This is a genomic window from Paenibacillus sp. P22 (assembly GCF_000469945.2).
In the GTDB taxonomy this organism is placed as follows: Bacteria; Bacillota; Bacilli; order Paenibacillales; family Paenibacillaceae; genus Paenibacillus_O; species Paenibacillus_O humicus.
On sequence record NZ_CBRA020000246.1, the window covers coordinates 1 to 15,497 of the forward strand.

Here is a 15,497-nt window from a genome sequence, read left to right on the forward strand (position 1 = left end):
GGGTAGGTCATACTCCGGCTTGGATGACCTGCAGCAGCTGCGTAAATGGAATGCCTTTCATTCGGCTCAGCCCTCCTCCGAGCAGTCGGATAAGAGAGTACGCCCCGAAGACCAACCCGGACCCGCTGGTCCCTTGTTGGCTTTGTCGTTGATTTCGTGGTACATGAGGAAAAGCTGTTTGAAGACGTGCGACAGCAGCGTAGCGATAATCAAGAACAGAAATAGGCCGAAAAGACTGGTCCGTCCACCGTCACCTTGTAGGKTTCCGGGTCGACCTCGATGACGGGGGGTGGCGTCGTTGTGGATCATGTCTTTTTTGGATACTGTCCGGCAGCCCTTGACCGGCTCCACCCGCTTCTGCAGGCCGAGCCGCTCCGCGATGCCGCTGTCATGGGCCGCTTGGGAGACGAAGGTGATGCAGCTGCCGTATACCGCCCGGCCGTAAGCGGCGAACATCGGGCGGCCGAATACCGGCTGAGGCGTCGGAATCGAGGCGTTGGGATCGCCCATCTGGGCGAAGGCGATCATTCCGCCCTTCAGCACGAGATCGGGCTTCACTCCGAAGAACATCGGGCTCCAAAGCGCAAGATCGGCGAACTTTCCCGGTTCGATGGAGCCGACGAGATGGGAAACGCCATGGGTAATGGCCGGATTGATCGTGTATTTCGCCACATACCGCTTGATCCGGAAGTTGTCGCCATGCTCATCGTCCGGAGCCAGCGGCCCGCGCTGCTTCTTCATCTTGTCCGCCGTCTGCCAGGTGCGGATAATCACTTCCCCGACGCGTCCCATCGCCTGGGAATCGGAGCTCAGCATGCTGAATACCCCCATATCGTGCAGAATATCCTCGGCGGCGATCGTCTCGGGACGGATGCGCGAGTCGGCGAACGCCACATCCTCGGGGATGCGCGAATCCAGATGGTGGCAGACCATCAGCATATCCAGATGCTCCTCGATCGTGTTGACCGTGAATGGACGGGTCGGATTCGTGGAGCTGGGCAGCACGTTGAGCTCGCCCGCCGCGCGGATGATGTCGGGAGCATGCCCTCCTCCCGCGCCTTCGGTATGGTAGGTATGGATCGTCCTGCCGCCGATGGCGGCAAGCGTATCCTCCAGAAAGCCGGATTCGTTCAGCGTATCGGTATGGATCGCAACCTGCACATCGTATTGGTCGGCCGCCTTGAGGCAGGCGTCGATGGCGGCGGGAGTCGTGCCCCAGTCCTCATGCAGCTTGAGGCCGATCGCTCCCGCTTCGATCTGCTCGATCAGCGGACCCGTGAAGCTGGCGTTGCCCTTGCCGGTGAAGCCGAGATTCATCGGGAAAGCTTCGGCGGCCTCCAGCATGCGCCGCATATGCCAGGCGCCAGGCGTGCAGGTCGTGGCGTTGGTGCCCGTTGCCGGTCCCGTCCCGCCGCCGATCATCGTCGTGACCCCGGAGGAGAGCGCCGTCTCGATCTGCTGGGGACAAATGTAATGGATGTGGGCGTCGATGCCGCCCGCCGTGACGATCTTGCCTTCGGCGGCTATGACCTCCGTGCCCGCTCCGACCGTCATGCCCGGCGTGACGCCGTCCATGATATCCGGGTTGCCGGCCTTGCCGATTGCGACGATATGTCCGTCCCGAATGCCGATGTCGGCTTTGACGATGCCCCAATGGTCAATGATGACGGCATTCGTTATCAGCGTGTCCAGCACCCCCTCGCTGCGAAGCGCCCCGCTGGACTGGCCCATGCCGTCCCGGATGACCTTGCCGCCGCCGAACTTGCATTCGTCGCCGTACACCGTGTAATCCTTCTCGATGACAGCCCACAGCTCCGTATCGGCCAGCCTTACGGCATCTCCGGCGGTAGGGCCGAACATGTCCGCGTAGCTTTTGCGGTCCATCGATTTCATGCCTGCTCCCCCTCCCAAGCCTTGAGGCGGGCCCGCACCTCATCCGGCATGGCGCCGGCGACCGCCGGACCTCCGGTAATGCCGCTCAGCCCGAAGCCGAGCCGGCTTCCGCCGAGCTCGACGAGCTCGACCGGCTTCTCCTCGCCCGGCTCGAACCGCACGGCCGTGCCGGCAGGAATATTGAGCCTCATGCCGAAAGCCTGCTCGCGGTCGAAGCTCAGCCCGCGATTCACTTCGAAGAAATGGTAATGCGAGCCGACCTGGACCGGCCTGTCTCCTTGGTTGACGACAAACAGCTCTGCGGTCCGCCGGCCTTCGTTGAGCTTGATCTCTCCCGGCAATGTCCGGTATTCCCCTGGTATCACGGGCATTCCCCTTTCTTTCAAAAGCATGGCGCCTGCAGCAGCGGCAGCCGTCCTCGATCCGCCCTTCGGCTGCTGCCGGACGATCAGCCCGATATGGGCTGGTGCACCGTCACGAGCTTCGTCCCGTCAGGGAAGGTCGCTTCGACCTGAACCTCATGGATCATCTCCGGTATGCCTGCCATCACCTGGTCCCGGCGCAGGATCCGCGTGCCGTATTCCATCAGGCGCGCCACCGTAAGGCCGTCTCGGGCACCCTCCATGATCTCGGAAGTAATGAGCGCGATGCTCTCGGGATAATTGAGCTTGACCCCCCGGTCAAGCCGCCTGCGAGCCACGTCGGCGGCCATGGTAATGAGCAGCTTCTCTTTTTCCCGCTCGGTCAACTGCATCCCTTTCACCCCTTATGCCAGAATTAGTTCCATTATAGTCACGCCGGCGGCGGAAGTAAACATGTTATGTAAGGAAAGTTAACATCATTAAACCTTTCGCTCCATGCAAAAAAAAGAAGCTTGCGCCTTAAGCGAAGCTTCCCGATTTCATGCCGCTATGCTGTTCCCTTCGATCTATCGACACTCGCGAACGGCTGCATCCCTACCAGATCCGCAGCAGAATATCGACCAATCCCACGTTTTTGCCGCCGTCTCCGCCTACCAGCAGAACGGCCATCAAGATAACCGCGCATGCCATGACCATCATCCACAGATGCCTCAAGGACGTCCCCTCCTCAGCGTCGTTGTCTGCTCCTATTGTAGCCGAGCCGGGAGAGGCATACCGTAACGTAATCCTAAAAATTTCTTAAGAAATCCTAAAGAGCGTCTAATGCTGTCGTTTCGCGTCCCTTTTCCGCCTGCGGGACAGCGGCGCCGGCCAGCGGGAGCCTGACCTGGAAGCTCGTCATGAAGGGATCGCTTGCCGCGGATATGGTTCCTCCATGCTGCTCTACTATGCCTTTGGCGATCGCCAGACCGAGTCCGGTGCCGCCGCTGCCGTCGCCTCTCGCCTTGTCGACCCGGTAGAACCGGTCGAACAAGTGCGGCAGATCGATGGACGGAATCATTTCCCCGTAATTGACCACTTCGACCACGGCTTCGCCTCCGGATGCCGATGCGATCAGATCGACTCTGCCGCCATCCTTGCCGTATCGGATCGCGTTGGCGAGCAGATTCTCGAATACGCGCACCATTTTGTCGGAATCTCCCGTCACCATCAGCTTGTCGGCCGGCGCCCTCAGCTCCGTGTCCAGGCCCGCCTCCTCCAGCGGCACCCGGTACTGCAGCAGCAGCTGACGGAGCAGCTCCGTCAGATTGAAGGTCAGCTTGCGCTGCGGCGCGGTCTCATACCTCATCTTCGTGTAGTCGAACAGATCGTTGATCAGCACATGAAGCCGCTTGGACTTCTCGTAAGCGATGCTGACATAATGGCGCAGCTCCACTTCATCCCTGCACCGGTCCTGCTGGATCAGCCCGAGGTACCCGATGATGGAGGTGAGCGGCGTGCGCAGGTCATGGGAGACGTTCGTGATGAGCTCGCTCTTGGTCTGCTCCGCCCTGCGCTCCTCGTCCAGCGATAATTGCAGCTTGTGGACGAGATAGTTGATGTAGGAAGCGAGATCTCCCAGCTCGTTCTTCTGCCGGACGGGAACCTTGTAGCCGAAATGCCCGTCGGCGATATAGCGGACGCTGCGGCTGACGTCGCGGAAATACCGGAACTGCCGCTGCTGCAGCAGCAGCAGATAAACGAGGAACAGGATCAGAGCCAGTATGACGAGCGTAAAATCGCCAAGCTGGTCGATCATCAGATGGGCGAAGGAGCGCAGCGACGGGAACGTCACCGCCAGCCTCTCGGCGGCGATGACCACGAGCGCGGAGGTGATGACCGCCAGCGCCGCGCTTGCCGCCAGATGGACGAGCAGGCGGACCGTCATGTCCTTGACGATATTGTCATCCTTCAATTTTGTAGCCTACCCCCCATACGGTCACGATGAACTTGTCTCCGGTTTCCTGCTCGAGCTTGTCCCTCAGCTTGCTGATATGGACCATAACCGTATTGTTGGACTCGTAGAACTTCTCTTTCCATACTTGCTGGAAGATGTCCTCCGCGCTGAATACCCGCCCCGGATGCGAGGCGAGCAGATGAAGAATGGCGAACTCGGTGCTCGTCAGATGCATCTGCCTGCCGTCCGCGCGCAGGACGACGGCATGGGTGCTCTTGTCGATGCGCAGCGGCCCGAGGTCGACCGCCTCCTCCGCATCCGCGCCTCCGGCCTGCGAGGACTTCGGATATTGATAAGCCCGCCTGAGCAGCGATTTCACCCTTGCGACCAGCTCCAGCGGATTGAACGGCTTGACCATGTAGTCGTCCGCTCCCGTCATGAGTCCCATGATCTTGTCCATGTCCTCGGCCTTGGCGCTCAGCATGAGGATCGGAACGGGAACTTCGTGGTCCTTGCGGATTCTTCGGCATACCTCGAGGCCGCTCAGCTTCGGCATCATGATATCGAGAACGACCAGATGGTAGGACCCGTCCGCAAGCAGCGCGAGCGCTTCCTCGCCGTCATGGGCGGTTGCCGTCTGGTAGCCTTCATTGGATAGATAAATTTGGATCAATTCTGCAATTTCACGGTCGTCGTCGACGATCAACAGCTTTTTCACAACCGATACCACCCCTTACAGCCACTATACCGCAGAGCCGGGCGGCTTGAAAGGCATGGCGGCCAATCGTCAGACAGGTTTAAGCTTTCCTTTAGGTTTCCTTTAACATGCAGCAGAAAGACCCCGCTCCTGCGCCATGCAGGGACGGGGTTCTCCATACGGCCGCGGATGCGGGGAAGGAGATCAGCTCTTGTCGCTGGCCGCCTTATCCGTAATGTTGATCAGATTCTGGTCCGGGTTGTACCAGCAATAGGCGCCGAGCGACTCGGATACGAACCGCAGCGGCACCATCGTCGCCCCGCTCAGGTTGCGCGCCGGCACGTCCAGCTCGACCTTGTTGCCGTTGATGGAGGCCGCCGTCTTGTTGACGGTCAGCTCGATCGTCATCGTCCCTTTCGTCGCCTTGATGCTCTGGTCGAACTGGTTCCAGTCCACCTGAGCGCCCATCGCTTCGAACACGCCGCGGAGCGGGACGAGGGTTCTGCCTTTCTCGATGACCGGATCATGGTTCATGTCGTAGCTGATGCCATTAATTAAAATTTTCGGCAGATCCTTTGCCGCCTCGGCTTGAGCGGGAGCCAGCAGTCCTGCTCCGGCAACAAGAGCGGCCGCTGCGATTGCGGCGGCCGGCTTCAGCTTGCGGACGCCGGGGGATGCTGGACGGACGAAGAAACGGTGAATGGGACTCATGGATGGGTTTGCCTCCTTTGGCAATGGACGGAATGAAAGGCTCTGATTGATATTAAACCGCTTTCGGCCGGTAAAAACCGAGGCATGTTCTTCATTTTGCGGCCGCATCATCGAAGCGAAGCATCAATGCGGCAATCTGTAGTCAAGCCTTCCCTACTATGGTAGAATCATAGAACGATGTTATTCCTGGGAGGGACAGTCATGGCACCGAAGAAAATGCGTTCCGATATGATCAAGAAGGGCTTCGACCGCGCTCCGCACCGCAGCCTGCTGCGCGCCGCCGGCGTCAAGGAAGAAGATTTCGACAAGCCGTTCATCGCCGTCTGCAATTCCTACATCGATATTATTCCAGGCCACGTGCATCTCCAAGAGTTCGGCAAAGTCGTCAAGGAAGCGATCCGCGAAGCCGGCGGCGTGCCGTTCGAGTTCAACACGATCGGCGTCGACGACGGCATCGCAATGGGCCACATCGGCATGCGCTACTCGCTCGCCAGCCGCGAGATCATCGCCGACTCCGTCGAGACGGTCGTCAACGCGCACTGGTTCGACGGCATGGTATGCATCCCCAACTGCGACAAGATCACCCCCGGCATGATGATGGGCATGCTGCGCGTCAACATCCCGTCCATCATGGTGAGCGGCGGCCCGATGAAGGCCGGACGCACCAGCGATGGACGCGCGATTTCCCTGACGAGCGTATTCGAGGGAGTCGGCCAGTTCATGGCCGGCAAGATCGACGAGGTCGGCCTGACCGAGCTGGAGCAGTTCGGCTGTCCGACATGCGGCTCCTGTTCCGGCATGTTCACGGCCAACTCCATGAACTGCCTCGCCGAGGCGCTCGGAATCGCTCTTCCAGGCAACGGCTCCATTCTCGCCGTCTCGCCGGAGCGCAAGGATTTCGTCCGCGAATCCGCCCGCCAGCTCATGAAGCTGATCGAGCTCGATCTGCGTCCGCGCGATATCGTAACCGCCGAAGCCATCGACAACGCCTTCGCGCTGGATATGGCCATGGGGGGCTCCACCAACACCGTTCTGCACACGCTCGCCATCGCCCATGAAGCCGGCATCGACTACCCGATCGCCCGCATCAACGAGGTCGCCAACCGCGTGCCGCATCTGTCCAAGCTGGCCCCTGCCTCCGACCTCCACATGGAGGACGTGCATGACGCCGGCGGCGTAAGCGCCGTTCTGAACGAGCTGCTCAAGAAGGAAGGCGCGCTTCACACGGAATGCATCACCGTCACCGGCAAGACGATCCGCGAGAACGTCGAGAATACGGAAGTGAAGCGCCGCGACGTCGTCCGTCCGATCGACGACCCGCATTCCGAGCGCGGCGGCCTGGCCGTCCTCTTCGGCAACCTGGCGCCGGACGGCGCGATCATCAAGGTCGGCGCCGTAGACAAATCCGTCGGCGGCTACCACCGCGGACCGGCCATCTGCTTCGACTCCCAGGACGCGGTTCTGGAAGGGCTGAGCAAAGGTCTCGTCAAGGAAGGCCATGTCGTGGTCATCCGCTACGAAGGACCGAAGGGCGGTCCCGGCATGCCGGAAATGCTCGCCCCTACATCCCAGATCGTGGGCATGGGACTCGGAGCCAAGGTCGGCCTCATCACCGACGGCCGCTTCTCCGGCGCTTCGCGCGGCATCAGCATCGGCCATATCTCGCCTGAAGCAGCCGACGGCGGCCCGCTCGCCTTCGTCAACGACGGCGACATCATCGAGCTGGACATGAACAACCGGACGATCCAGCTGGAGATCAGCGACGAGGAAATGGCCAAGCGCCGCGCCGAATGGGCCGGCTTCGAGCCGAAGATCAAGCGCGGCTACCTCGCCCGCTACTCCCATCTGGTTACTTCCGCCAGCACCGGCGGCGTCATGAGAATCTAATTCAAGCCATAACCGAACAATCCCCCTGCGCTTGCCGCAGGGGGATTGTTTTTCGTTCCGTTTCCATGGTGCAGATCAAGCTTTCAAGCCTCCGGCCATGACCATCGTGCCGCGCGGCGCGGTGCCGAACGCATCCGGCTCCAGCGTGATCGCCACCTGATCGAAGGAATCCGGCTGGAAGGTGAACGTAATGGCGCCGGAGCCGTTCACCGGCTTGAACGTGCCCGCATTCACAGGCTTGTCGCCCTTGATGAGCCATACCTGGAAAGCCTGGCTGTCCTTAAGCGCCGGAAGCTTGCTGGCCTGCACGATCAAGTGCGTGCCCTTGGCATCCACGACGATGTAGGCCTGCCCTTTGGCGACCATATTCTTGACCGGCTTGAGCGAGATGATCTGGCTCACCGCCGCGTCGGCCGACGGCTTCATTACTTCCTGCAGCTCCGACTGGGCCTGCACCAGATTCTGCTTGGCCGCCTCAAGTTCGCCCGAAAGCAGCTCATTCCTTTTGCTGAGGCTGTCCATGCGCTGGGCGAGGGTGCCGCAGACAAGCAGCATGACCGCTGCCGCTCCGGCCAGAAGCGCCACCAGGCGCGGCCTGCGTCCGCCGGCTGCAGCGGTCCTTCTGCCGCTTCCGGCGTTCGAAGTCCAGGCCGCTGAGCCTGCGTCCGCGCTCCTCTTGCTTGCGGAACCAGTTTCAGTCCGCCGGCGCCCGGAAGCCTCCTCATCAGGACTATCGACCTCCGCCCTGGCTGCATCGACTTGCCTTCCCAAGCCCGGCTCCTGAGCGCCGCTTCGGCCGAGCACCGCTCCCAGCACTCGTTTCTTCATTCCCTCGGGAGGCTCGACCGGATCGACCGCCAGCGGCAGCAGATTCATCAGCTTCCGCAGCTCCTGCAGCTCCGCGCCGCATTCAGCGCACTGTTCCAGATGCTCTTTGAATGCAGCGCGCTCGGCGGCGTCAAGCGCTCCTGCCGCGTACAGCTCCACATTGTCGCATTCCGTGTTTTTGCCATGCGGCTGATATGGCTGGCTTGTCATGATCGAACCCCCTCTCTCCAGACTTCCCCGAGACTTTTGCGCAGCTGCCTAAGCGCAAGCCGGACCCGGCTTTTGACGGTGCCCAGCGGAATATGATGCAGCTCGGAAATTTCCTGCTGCGTGTATCCCCCGTAATAAACCCACTCCAGCACCCGCTTCTGCTCCTCGTTCAGCTCCGCCAGCGCTTCCTTCACATGCTCCGCCATGAGCCTGTCCATCGCGGCCTGCTCCGTCGTCTCCGGGTCCTTGACCCCCTGCCAGTCCTCCTCGGACCCCGACGCCGCCGGACGGCGGTCGCGCTTGCGGATCCAGTCGATGGAGAGGTTGCGGGCCAGCGTGAATATCCAGGTGCTCACTTTGCCGGTGCGCTGGTTCATGTCAAATGAATCGGCATGGTTCCATACTTTGAAAAAAAGTTCCTGCACGATCTCCTCCGCCGCCATGACGTCTCCGACGATGCGGTAGACAAAGGAGTATACGGGCCGCTCGTATCGATCATACAGCTGCTCGAGAGCATCGCTGTCCTTCGCCGCTATCCGTTGGAGGAGCTGCTCCTCCCAAGCCGTTTCGCTCATTGTTTCCTCTCCTTCCCGCTTCTCCCATCATAGAGCCTTTCCCGCCCGAAAGTCCAATGGATTAAGGACACAAAAAAAAGACTGCTTCACGGAGAGAGCTGCGCTCCGAAAAGCAGTCTTGCCGGCCCAATGAGCCGAGCTTCAGGAAGCGCTCGGGCTTCCGCTCGCGACCGGCTCGACCGAGGCTCCCGGCTCGGCGGCCGGAACAGCCGCGGAGCCCTTCGGCTGCCTGGCCGTTTGCGGGCTGTCCGGCATCGCGGGAAGAGGATGGCGTCCGGGCGGCATGCCGCAGTATATCCTCGCGCGACATCAGCAGCATGCGCGGTGTCATCGGCTTTTTGTCTCTTGCCTTGCCTTTGCGGCCGGCGGCTTTTTTCTTCGGCCTTGCCGTGAGAACCCGGAACAGAATACGAAGATAAATTCGGGATGCTTTGGCAAATAAATTCTCAGGAAGGTCGAATACCTGGAACCCGAGCCTGTCGGTTCCCCTATGGATCATGGTGACGCCATAAATAGCCTTGACGGAGCTCGTTTCAGGATCGTTCAGAACCTGCCTCGACAAGGCGGGAAGCGCCGTCTCCATCTCTCGGATCAAGTGGATGATGACGGCCATGGGGGAGGCCGAGCGTCCCGATACCCTGCGCAGCATGTCGTTGTCGAGATGAATCTCGGCGACGGAGTCGCCTTTGCGGATGACCGCGCCTTCCTTCAGCTCCACCTCGGGACCGTTGTACGTCGTCTTGCGGTAGTAGAAGACCGTCCTGTCTCCCGAGCCCCGAACGGCCTTCAGCCGGAATGCGAGGTGGAACAGCTTCTCGTACTGCAGCCATGTCCATGCCGCCGCCCGTCCGATCAGGCCCGGCCTCGCTTCCTTGGCCTTGTCCGTGATCGCCATCATCTCCTCGATTCCGACAAATCGGAAGCCTCGACGGCTTCCTTCCTCCAGGTAAACGGTCAGCGCCTCCAGCATTTGCGCCGGGGCTTCCGCATCCGCGCCTAGAGTGAGCCCGCAGTCGTGCAGCAGCACCACCTCGCCCGGCCTCAGCTTCTTGAGCAGCCGTTCCGTGAGCCGATCGGCATTATCGTGGGCTTTCCAGTCGCCGAAGATGCCGGACCAGAGCACGATTTTATACTGGCCTTTTTTGGAGAAATCGAACAGGTTCACAATTCCCCACGGCGGGCGGTAGTAGGCCGGCTTCAGCCCGGCTGCCGCTTCGATGATCTCCGCCGTCCGTTGTATCTGCTTTCTCACCGTAGCAGGCCTCATCAGCCAGTTGGTCTTGTGCACATAGTTGTGGATTCCGATCGTATGCCCTTCGTCCCGCATGCGCTGAAGAAGCTCCGGGTGTCTCTCCGCATGGGATCCGACGACAAAAAAAAGTCGCCTTGGCTCCGTGCCTGGCGAGCAAATCGAGAAGCTTGGGCGTATAAACGGGATCGGGCCCGTCATCGAACGTCAAGGCGATCTCCCGTTCCGTGAGGCCTTTTTTGAACACTCGGAATCCGAACATGCGGCTGACCAGCCCCGGGAGAAAAGCATACAGCGTCAAAAAGTAGAATCCCCAGACAAGCAAATTCTCCATGTTCTTTTCCCCACCATATTCTCTGTATTCTGTCGATTCCGGACACAAGCCCTCCGGAAGTCCATTGAAGTCAACATCCATTGTACCATAGTCCACGGGCAAAAAAAAGCCTATCATCTCTAAAACTATAGTACAATACAGACAGAAATATGCTCGTACACCGATATCTGGAGAAGGAGAACTAGACAGCATGCTGACCTTTTACCGCAAGTACTGGAGGACGGCTTTCGACATCGGCCTGATCGTCCTCACGGTTTACCTGATCATGCTATTATTCAGCTTTTTGTATTCCATCGCAGCCCCGATCTTCCTCTCGCTGCTCATCTTCGTCATCATCGAGCCATTGGCCAAAGCCTTGAACCGGATCGGCATCAAAAAGTCTCTGGCCTCGGCCGTTTCCATCCTGGTTTTCTCCGCGCTCGTTCTCGGCCTGTTCTTTGGAGCCGGCTATATCGTCGTCAAGGAAGCCACCGCGCTTGCGGACAAGCTTCCGGAGTACCAGAGCATGCTCGTCGCCAAGGTCAATGCCGGATCGGATTGGCTCAAGGAGCAGGTAGGCGCCCTGCCTCCGGGATCGGTCGACAAGCTGCAGGAATACGTCGACTCCCTTACCCTGTGGGGACAAAAAGTAGCCAAAGGCTTCCTCTTCAGCGCGGCGGGATACCTGTCCTCGGTCTCCGCCTTTATGTTTAACTTTATCGTCGGAATCATACTCGCTTATTTCCTCAGCATCGAGATCGGCGACTGGAAAAAAATCGCCCGGGACAAAACGCCCCGGACGTTCAAGAAAGCGTTCGAATTTCTGCGCCTCAACGTCTTCTCGGGCATTACGGCTTACTTGAAAGCGCAGATGAAGCTGATCTCCATCACCTTCCTCGTCGTATTCGTATCCCTCCTGCTGCTCGGAGTCGACAACGCGCTCACGATATCGGTGCTTGCCGCTGTGTTCGACATTCTGCCGCTCCTCGGAGTCGGAACGGTATTCATTCCCTGGATCATCTATCTGCTGGCTGTCGGGGATTTCAATCTGGCCATCTGGCTGACCGTCCTGTTCCTCGTCATCGTGCTTGCCCGGCAGATTCTGGAGCCGCTCATTACCGGAGATACGCTCGGCGTCTCCGCCTTCACGATGCTGGCGTTCATGGTCATCTCCCTGTCGCTGTTCGGCGTCGCCGGCGTCATCCTCTCGCCCGTGCTTCTCATTCTTGTCAAAGCGTTGTACGATCAGGGCTATCTGAGGCGATGGATCACTCCGCCCAAGGATGAATATGATCTGCCCGACTATGGAAGGCCCGATCCGCCTGCAGAGGCGTGAAACTATCGGGGAAGTCCCGACAATCGCCGGAAAAAAAGTTCGGCCTAAAGTTAAGCTCTTAGCTTGGCCTTAGCTTGGCCTTGCTCGGCCATTGAAATTCGGCTCGATATCAAGCGATTCCCGTCAAGGCAGCCGCTCCGCGCCGGAGGCTTCCCAGGCAGCCAGCGCATCCATGACGCTGCCGAACAGCCTCGCCGCCTGATTCGGACTGCCCTCCGGCCGGTTCTCGGCCAGCACCGCGACGGCATACCGGGGGCTGCGGACAGGGCCGTAGCCGGCGAACCATTGATGGTTGCCCTGTCCGGGCCGTCCTGTCTCCGCTGTCCCGGATTTGCCGGCCAGCTGCCAGGACCTGCGCTGCAGGGAACGTCCCGTCCCTCCGCTTACGACCGCCTCCATGCCTTTGCGCAGAGCTGCCGCCGTAGCCGGGGTTATGCGTCCGTACGGCGACTCCAGCTCATGGGCCGGCATCCGGGCCAGCAGCTGCCCGTCCGCATATCGGATTTCCCGGAGAAGCCTCGGCTCGAGGACCTGACCGCCATGCAGAAGAGTGACCATCAGATTGGCCGCCTGAAGCGGGGACGCCAGCACATCCTGCTGGCCGATTCCCGTCCGGGCAAGCTCGCCTCCCGACCGTTCGCCCGGCGTTCCCCCTTGGCGGAACACTTGGCCCGATTCTTCTTCCCATAGAAGCCGCAGCGGACCCTTGAGGGGCCCTGCGGCTTCTCCGTCCTCCAGGCTCCAGCCTACCCTCTTGCCAAGTCCGAGCCGGTCTGCGGTGATCCGGATCTGGGAGGGGGTCAGCCGCTCGGCGAGCCCGGCAAAAACGATATTGCAGGATTGCGCCAGTCCTTGCCGAAGCGTAACGAGTCCATGCCCCCCCTCTTTCCAGCAGGATAGTCCGTAACGGCCATATTGGCCGGGACAGAAAAACTTCTCTCCCTCGCTCGTCACGCCTGCCTCCAGCGCCGCCGCTTCCGTAACCAATTTAAAGATCGAGCCCGGCGTGAACGCTTTGACACCGTGATTTTCCGTCCCGGACAGGGAGCCGTCCAGCTTGAGCGGGTCAAAGGAAGGCATCGATACCATCGCAACGATGTCGGCATTGCGGACATCCAGCACGACGACAGCCCCTTTGGCGAGCCCTTCCAGACGGGCCATCCTTTCCAGCTCCCGCTGCAAGGGAAGGCTGATGGTGGTGACGGCTTGAAGCGGATAGAGAGGCGTAGACGGGCGCGTGAGCGTCATGTCCAGCCCCTTGAGCGGAGCCCCTCCTCCGTCCGTGAAATATCGGGCGTAGGACGGACCCGTTCCTCTCAGCACTTTATCCAGCGACAGCTCCAGACCCGCTCCACCCGTTACATCGGAAAGGGCCGCCTTGCCCTTTTGCAGCTGCTTGGCGTACAATTCCCGAATCCGATCCGGATTTTCGCTGACATAACCGATCGCCTGGATTCCGCTTTCCCCTTCCGGATACCGTGCCCGAAACGGCAGCACCGCCACCCCTTCGATCCGCAGGCCGGCCAGCTCCCGCTCCTGCGCAGCGCTTAGCCGGCGCGGAATTCCCGACCCGGCATCCTGCCAGAATTCAGGCGACTTCAGGGCGGACAGCTTCTTCGTCAGCTCCTCCCTCCCGATGCCCATGATCCGCGCGAGGACGGAGAGATCTCTGCCCGTTCCTCTGCTCGCCGATGAAGGCAAGGGGAACAGCGCAAGCGAGCGGTAGGAGAAGCCCGTCAGCGGCAGCCCCGAACGGTCGCGAAAGTCTCCCCTCCCGGAATCAAGCCGGAGGCTTTGGCTGTGCAGCTGCAGCGGGCCGGCGGGCCGGCGCTGCCCGCCAGCCGGACTGCCGGAAGCGTGTCGGGAAGGAAGGAGATCAATCCAGGCAAGGCGGGCCATGCATACAAGCATGACGAACGTAATCAAGCAAGCAGCGGTTCTCAAGCGGCGTACGGACATAGGATGGCCTCCGAATATCAAATCGATTGATTCTGTATTCCAGCATTCCCCATCGACCGTTCGGCTAACAGCAGGAAAACGAACAAAGCCAAAGCCCCTTTGCTCTCGGCAAAGGGGCTTCATGTTCTTTCTTGCTTCTGCTTCTGCTTCTGCTTCTGCTTCTTCTGCTTCTGCTTCTTTTTCTTTCTTGCTTCTTTTTCTTTCTTGCTTCTGCTTCTTGCTTGGCCGTGTTCCTATTCCGTCCGGAACCTCTCCAGAGATTTCTGCAGCGAACGCGACACTTCCTCCAGCTTGGAGGATAGATTCACAAGCCCTTCGCTTACGCCGAGCTGCTCGCTGCTCAGAGACGCGACCTCCTCCGACGTCGCCGAAGACTGCTCCGCCACGGCGCTTACGCTGCCCATCGCCTCGCTCAGCTGCGCCTGCGTCTCGTCCAGCGTCATGATCGCCTCCGTCACGCCGTCCAGGCTTCTCGCCAGATCCGCCATCCTCGTCTGCACGTCCAGGAAGATTCCGTTCGCTTCCCGCACCGATCCGATCTGCTCCTGGAAGATCGGCTGCGCCTCCGACAGCACCGACACCGTCTCGTCGATCTCGCGCTGGATCGTATCGGTAATGCCTTCCACCACGCTGATCGATTCCCGCGACTGCTCGGCCAGCTGCCGGATTTCCCCGGCTACGACCATGAACCCTTTGCCTGCCGCTCCCGCGCGCGCCGCCTCGATCGATGCGTTCAGCGACAGGATGTTCGTCTGCTTCGCCACGCTTCCAAGCACGTCCAGTATTTTGCGGATCGAGCGCGTGCTGTCCTTCAGCCGGTCGACCTTCTCCGCCATCCCGCGCACCATGCCCTCCGCCAGGCCGGTCTGGTCGATCAGCGCCGCCATATGGCCGGTTCCCTGCGCACCGGCTGCCTCCATCTCGCCGGCAGCCGCGATCATGCCGTCATTGGACAGCTTCACCCGGCGCATGCTCTCGTCCATGCCGGTCGTCAGGTCGCTGCCCTTCTCCGCCTCCATCGCCAGGCTGGTCGCCCCGCCCGCGATCTCCTCCGTCGCCGCCCGCGATTTCCCGCGCCGCTCCGGCCGTCCGGCGGGAAGACTGCCCGACCTCTCCCGCAGTCGACAGCACATGCTCCGCGCTTTCCCTCGCCTGCTGCACGAGGCCGGTGATCTGCTCCATCATCTCATTGAAGCTTGAAGACAGCTGTCCGATCTCGTCCTGCGAACGATGGTGAGAGCGTATCGTCAGATTGCCTTTTTTTCCTTCGTTCATCAGATTGCGGAGACGGCGCAGCGGTATTCCGACCATCCTCATGACGATGAACCCAAGCAGAATCGCCACCACAATCGCGCCGATGGAAACATATACGGTCAGATTGTAGATTTTCCGCGCGTCCTTCACCAGCTCCCCCACCGGTATCGTTCCCGCCGCCATCCATGGGTTGGACTTGAATCGGTTGTAGATCGCAAGCGACTTCGTTCCGCTCTCGTCTGTGACGAACATGCCTGAATCGCCGTCCTTGGCTTGGGTGCTGAAGG

At 60.5% G+C, this 15,497-nt stretch carries 13 protein-coding genes and 2 pseudogenes; 2 read left to right on the forward strand and 13 right to left on the reverse strand.

Going from position 1 to position 15,497, the window contains the following annotated elements; all coding sequences use genetic code 11:
* Positions 1–209: 209 nt before the first annotated feature.
* The 6 genes and pseudogenes from ureC to BN871_RS24575 form a co-directional block, all read right to left on the reverse strand.
* Positions 210–1,893, reverse strand: a pseudogene (ureC, locus tag BN871_RS24550) (urease subunit alpha).
* Positions 1,890–2,258, reverse strand: coding sequence for an urease subunit beta (locus BN871_RS24555; protein ID WP_048749632.1), 369 nt, complete (start codon positions 2,256–2,258; stop codon positions 1,890–1,892). Before BN871_RS24555 ends, ureC begins: the two are co-directional and overlap by 4 nt.
* An 83-nt stretch (positions 2,259–2,341) precedes the next feature.
* Positions 2,342–2,647, reverse strand: a complete 306-nt coding sequence (locus BN871_RS24560; protein WP_048749618.1) for an urease subunit gamma — start codon at positions 2,645–2,647, stop codon at positions 2,342–2,344.
* Positions 2,648–3,063: 416 nt separating this feature from the next.
* On the reverse strand, positions 3,064–4,209 hold the full coding sequence (locus tag BN871_RS24565) for a cell wall metabolism sensor histidine kinase WalK (RefSeq protein ID WP_021877856.1): 1,146 nt from the start codon (positions 4,207–4,209) through the stop codon (positions 3,064–3,066).
* Positions 4,199–4,909, reverse strand: a complete 711-nt coding sequence (locus BN871_RS24570; protein WP_048749621.1) for a response regulator transcription factor — start codon at positions 4,907–4,909, stop codon at positions 4,199–4,201. Before BN871_RS24570 ends, BN871_RS24565 begins: the two co-directional genes overlap by 11 nt.
* Positions 4,910–5,092: 183 nt before the next feature.
* Positions 5,093–5,599, reverse strand: a complete 507-nt coding sequence (locus BN871_RS24575) for a copper amine oxidase N-terminal domain-containing protein (RefSeq protein WP_048749623.1) — start codon at positions 5,597–5,599, stop codon at positions 5,093–5,095.
* Positions 5,600–5,800: 201 nt separating this feature from the next.
* Between BN871_RS24575 and ilvD the strand changes: the two genes are divergently transcribed.
* Complete coding sequence (ilvD, locus tag BN871_RS24580; protein ID WP_232313321.1) at positions 5,801–7,486, forward strand: dihydroxy-acid dehydratase; 1,686 nt, start codon at positions 5,801–5,803, stop codon at positions 7,484–7,486.
* 75 nt (positions 7,487–7,561) lie between these two features.
* Here the strand turns inward: ilvD and BN871_RS24585 are convergent, their stop codons facing one another.
* The 4 genes and pseudogenes from BN871_RS24585 to BN871_RS30060 form a co-directional block, all read right to left on the reverse strand.
* Positions 7,562–8,524, reverse strand: coding sequence for an anti-sigma factor domain-containing protein (locus BN871_RS24585; protein WP_048749625.1), 963 nt, complete (start codon positions 8,522–8,524; stop codon positions 7,562–7,564).
* Positions 8,521–9,099, reverse strand: a complete 579-nt coding sequence (locus BN871_RS24590) for an RNA polymerase sigma factor (RefSeq protein WP_021877850.1) — start codon at positions 9,097–9,099, stop codon at positions 8,521–8,523. The genes BN871_RS24585 and BN871_RS24590 overlap by 4 nt, the downstream gene beginning before the upstream one ends.
* Before the next feature lie 61 nt (positions 9,100–9,160).
* Positions 9,161–10,426, reverse strand: a complete 1,266-nt coding sequence (locus BN871_RS24595; protein ID WP_053087048.1) for a YkoP family protein — start codon at positions 10,424–10,426, stop codon at positions 9,161–9,163.
* 94 nt (positions 10,427–10,520) lie between these two features.
* A pseudogene (locus tag BN871_RS30060) lies at positions 10,521–10,874 on the reverse strand (hypothetical protein); the annotation flags it as partial.
* Here BN871_RS30060 and BN871_RS24600 point away from each other — a divergent pair.
* Positions 10,873–11,997, forward strand: coding sequence for an AI-2E family transporter (locus tag BN871_RS24600; protein ID WP_048749628.1), 1,125 nt, complete (start codon positions 10,873–10,875; stop codon positions 11,995–11,997). The pseudogene BN871_RS30060 and the gene BN871_RS24600 overlap by 2 nt on opposite strands.
* Positions 11,998–12,120: 123 nt before the next feature.
* Here BN871_RS24600 and BN871_RS24605 read toward each other — a convergent pair whose 3' ends face one another.
* The 3 genes from BN871_RS24605 to BN871_RS29475 all read right to left on the reverse strand — a co-directional run.
* Positions 12,121–13,956, reverse strand: coding sequence for a penicillin-binding protein 2 (locus BN871_RS24605; protein ID WP_048749630.1), 1,836 nt, complete (start codon positions 13,954–13,956; stop codon positions 12,121–12,123).
* A gap of 233 nt (positions 13,957–14,189) precedes the next feature.
* Positions 14,190–14,975 (reverse strand): methyl-accepting chemotaxis protein, encoded by a 786-nt coding sequence (locus BN871_RS29470; RefSeq protein ID WP_053087050.1) that lies wholly within the window; start codon positions 14,973–14,975, stop codon positions 14,190–14,192.
* On the reverse strand, positions 14,902–15,497 hold a 596-nt coding region (locus tag BN871_RS29475), incomplete at its 5' end, for a methyl-accepting chemotaxis protein (protein WP_232313323.1). The genes BN871_RS29470 and BN871_RS29475, both read right to left, overlap by 74 nt.

Bases quoted from the DNA above. Each gene is read 5' to 3' on its own strand.
- BN871_RS24605 (WP_048749630.1), bottom strand. From the start codon at position 13,956: ATGTCCGTACGCCGCTTGAGAACCGCTGCTTGCTTGATTACGTTCGTC.
- BN871_RS24585 (WP_048749625.1), bottom strand. From the start codon at position 8,524: ATGACAAGCCAGCCATATCAGCCGCATGGCAAAAACACGGAATGCGAC.
- BN871_RS24595 (WP_053087048.1), bottom strand. From the start codon at position 10,426: ATGCGGGACGAAGGGCATACGATCGGAATCCACAACTATGTGCACAAG.
- BN871_RS24575 (WP_048749623.1), bottom strand. From the start codon at position 5,599: ATGAGTCCCATTCACCGTTTCTTCGTCCGTCCAGCATCCCCCGGCGTC.
- BN871_RS24590 (WP_021877850.1), bottom strand. From the start codon at position 9,099: ATGAGCGAAACGGCTTGGGAGGAGCAGCTCCTCCAACGGATAGCGGCG.
- ilvD (WP_232313321.1), top strand. From the start codon at position 5,801: ATGGCACCGAAGAAAATGCGTTCCGATATGATCAAGAAGGGCTTCGAC.
- BN871_RS24560 (WP_048749618.1), bottom strand. From the start codon at position 2,647: ATGCAGTTGACCGAGCGGGAAAAAGAGAAGCTGCTCATTACCATGGCC.
- BN871_RS29470 (WP_053087050.1), bottom strand. From the start codon at position 14,975: ATGGAGGCGGAGAAGGGCAGCGACCTGACGACCGGCATGGACGAGAGC.
- BN871_RS24600 (WP_048749628.1), top strand. From the start codon at position 10,873: ATGCTGACCTTTTACCGCAAGTACTGGAGGACGGCTTTCGACATCGGC.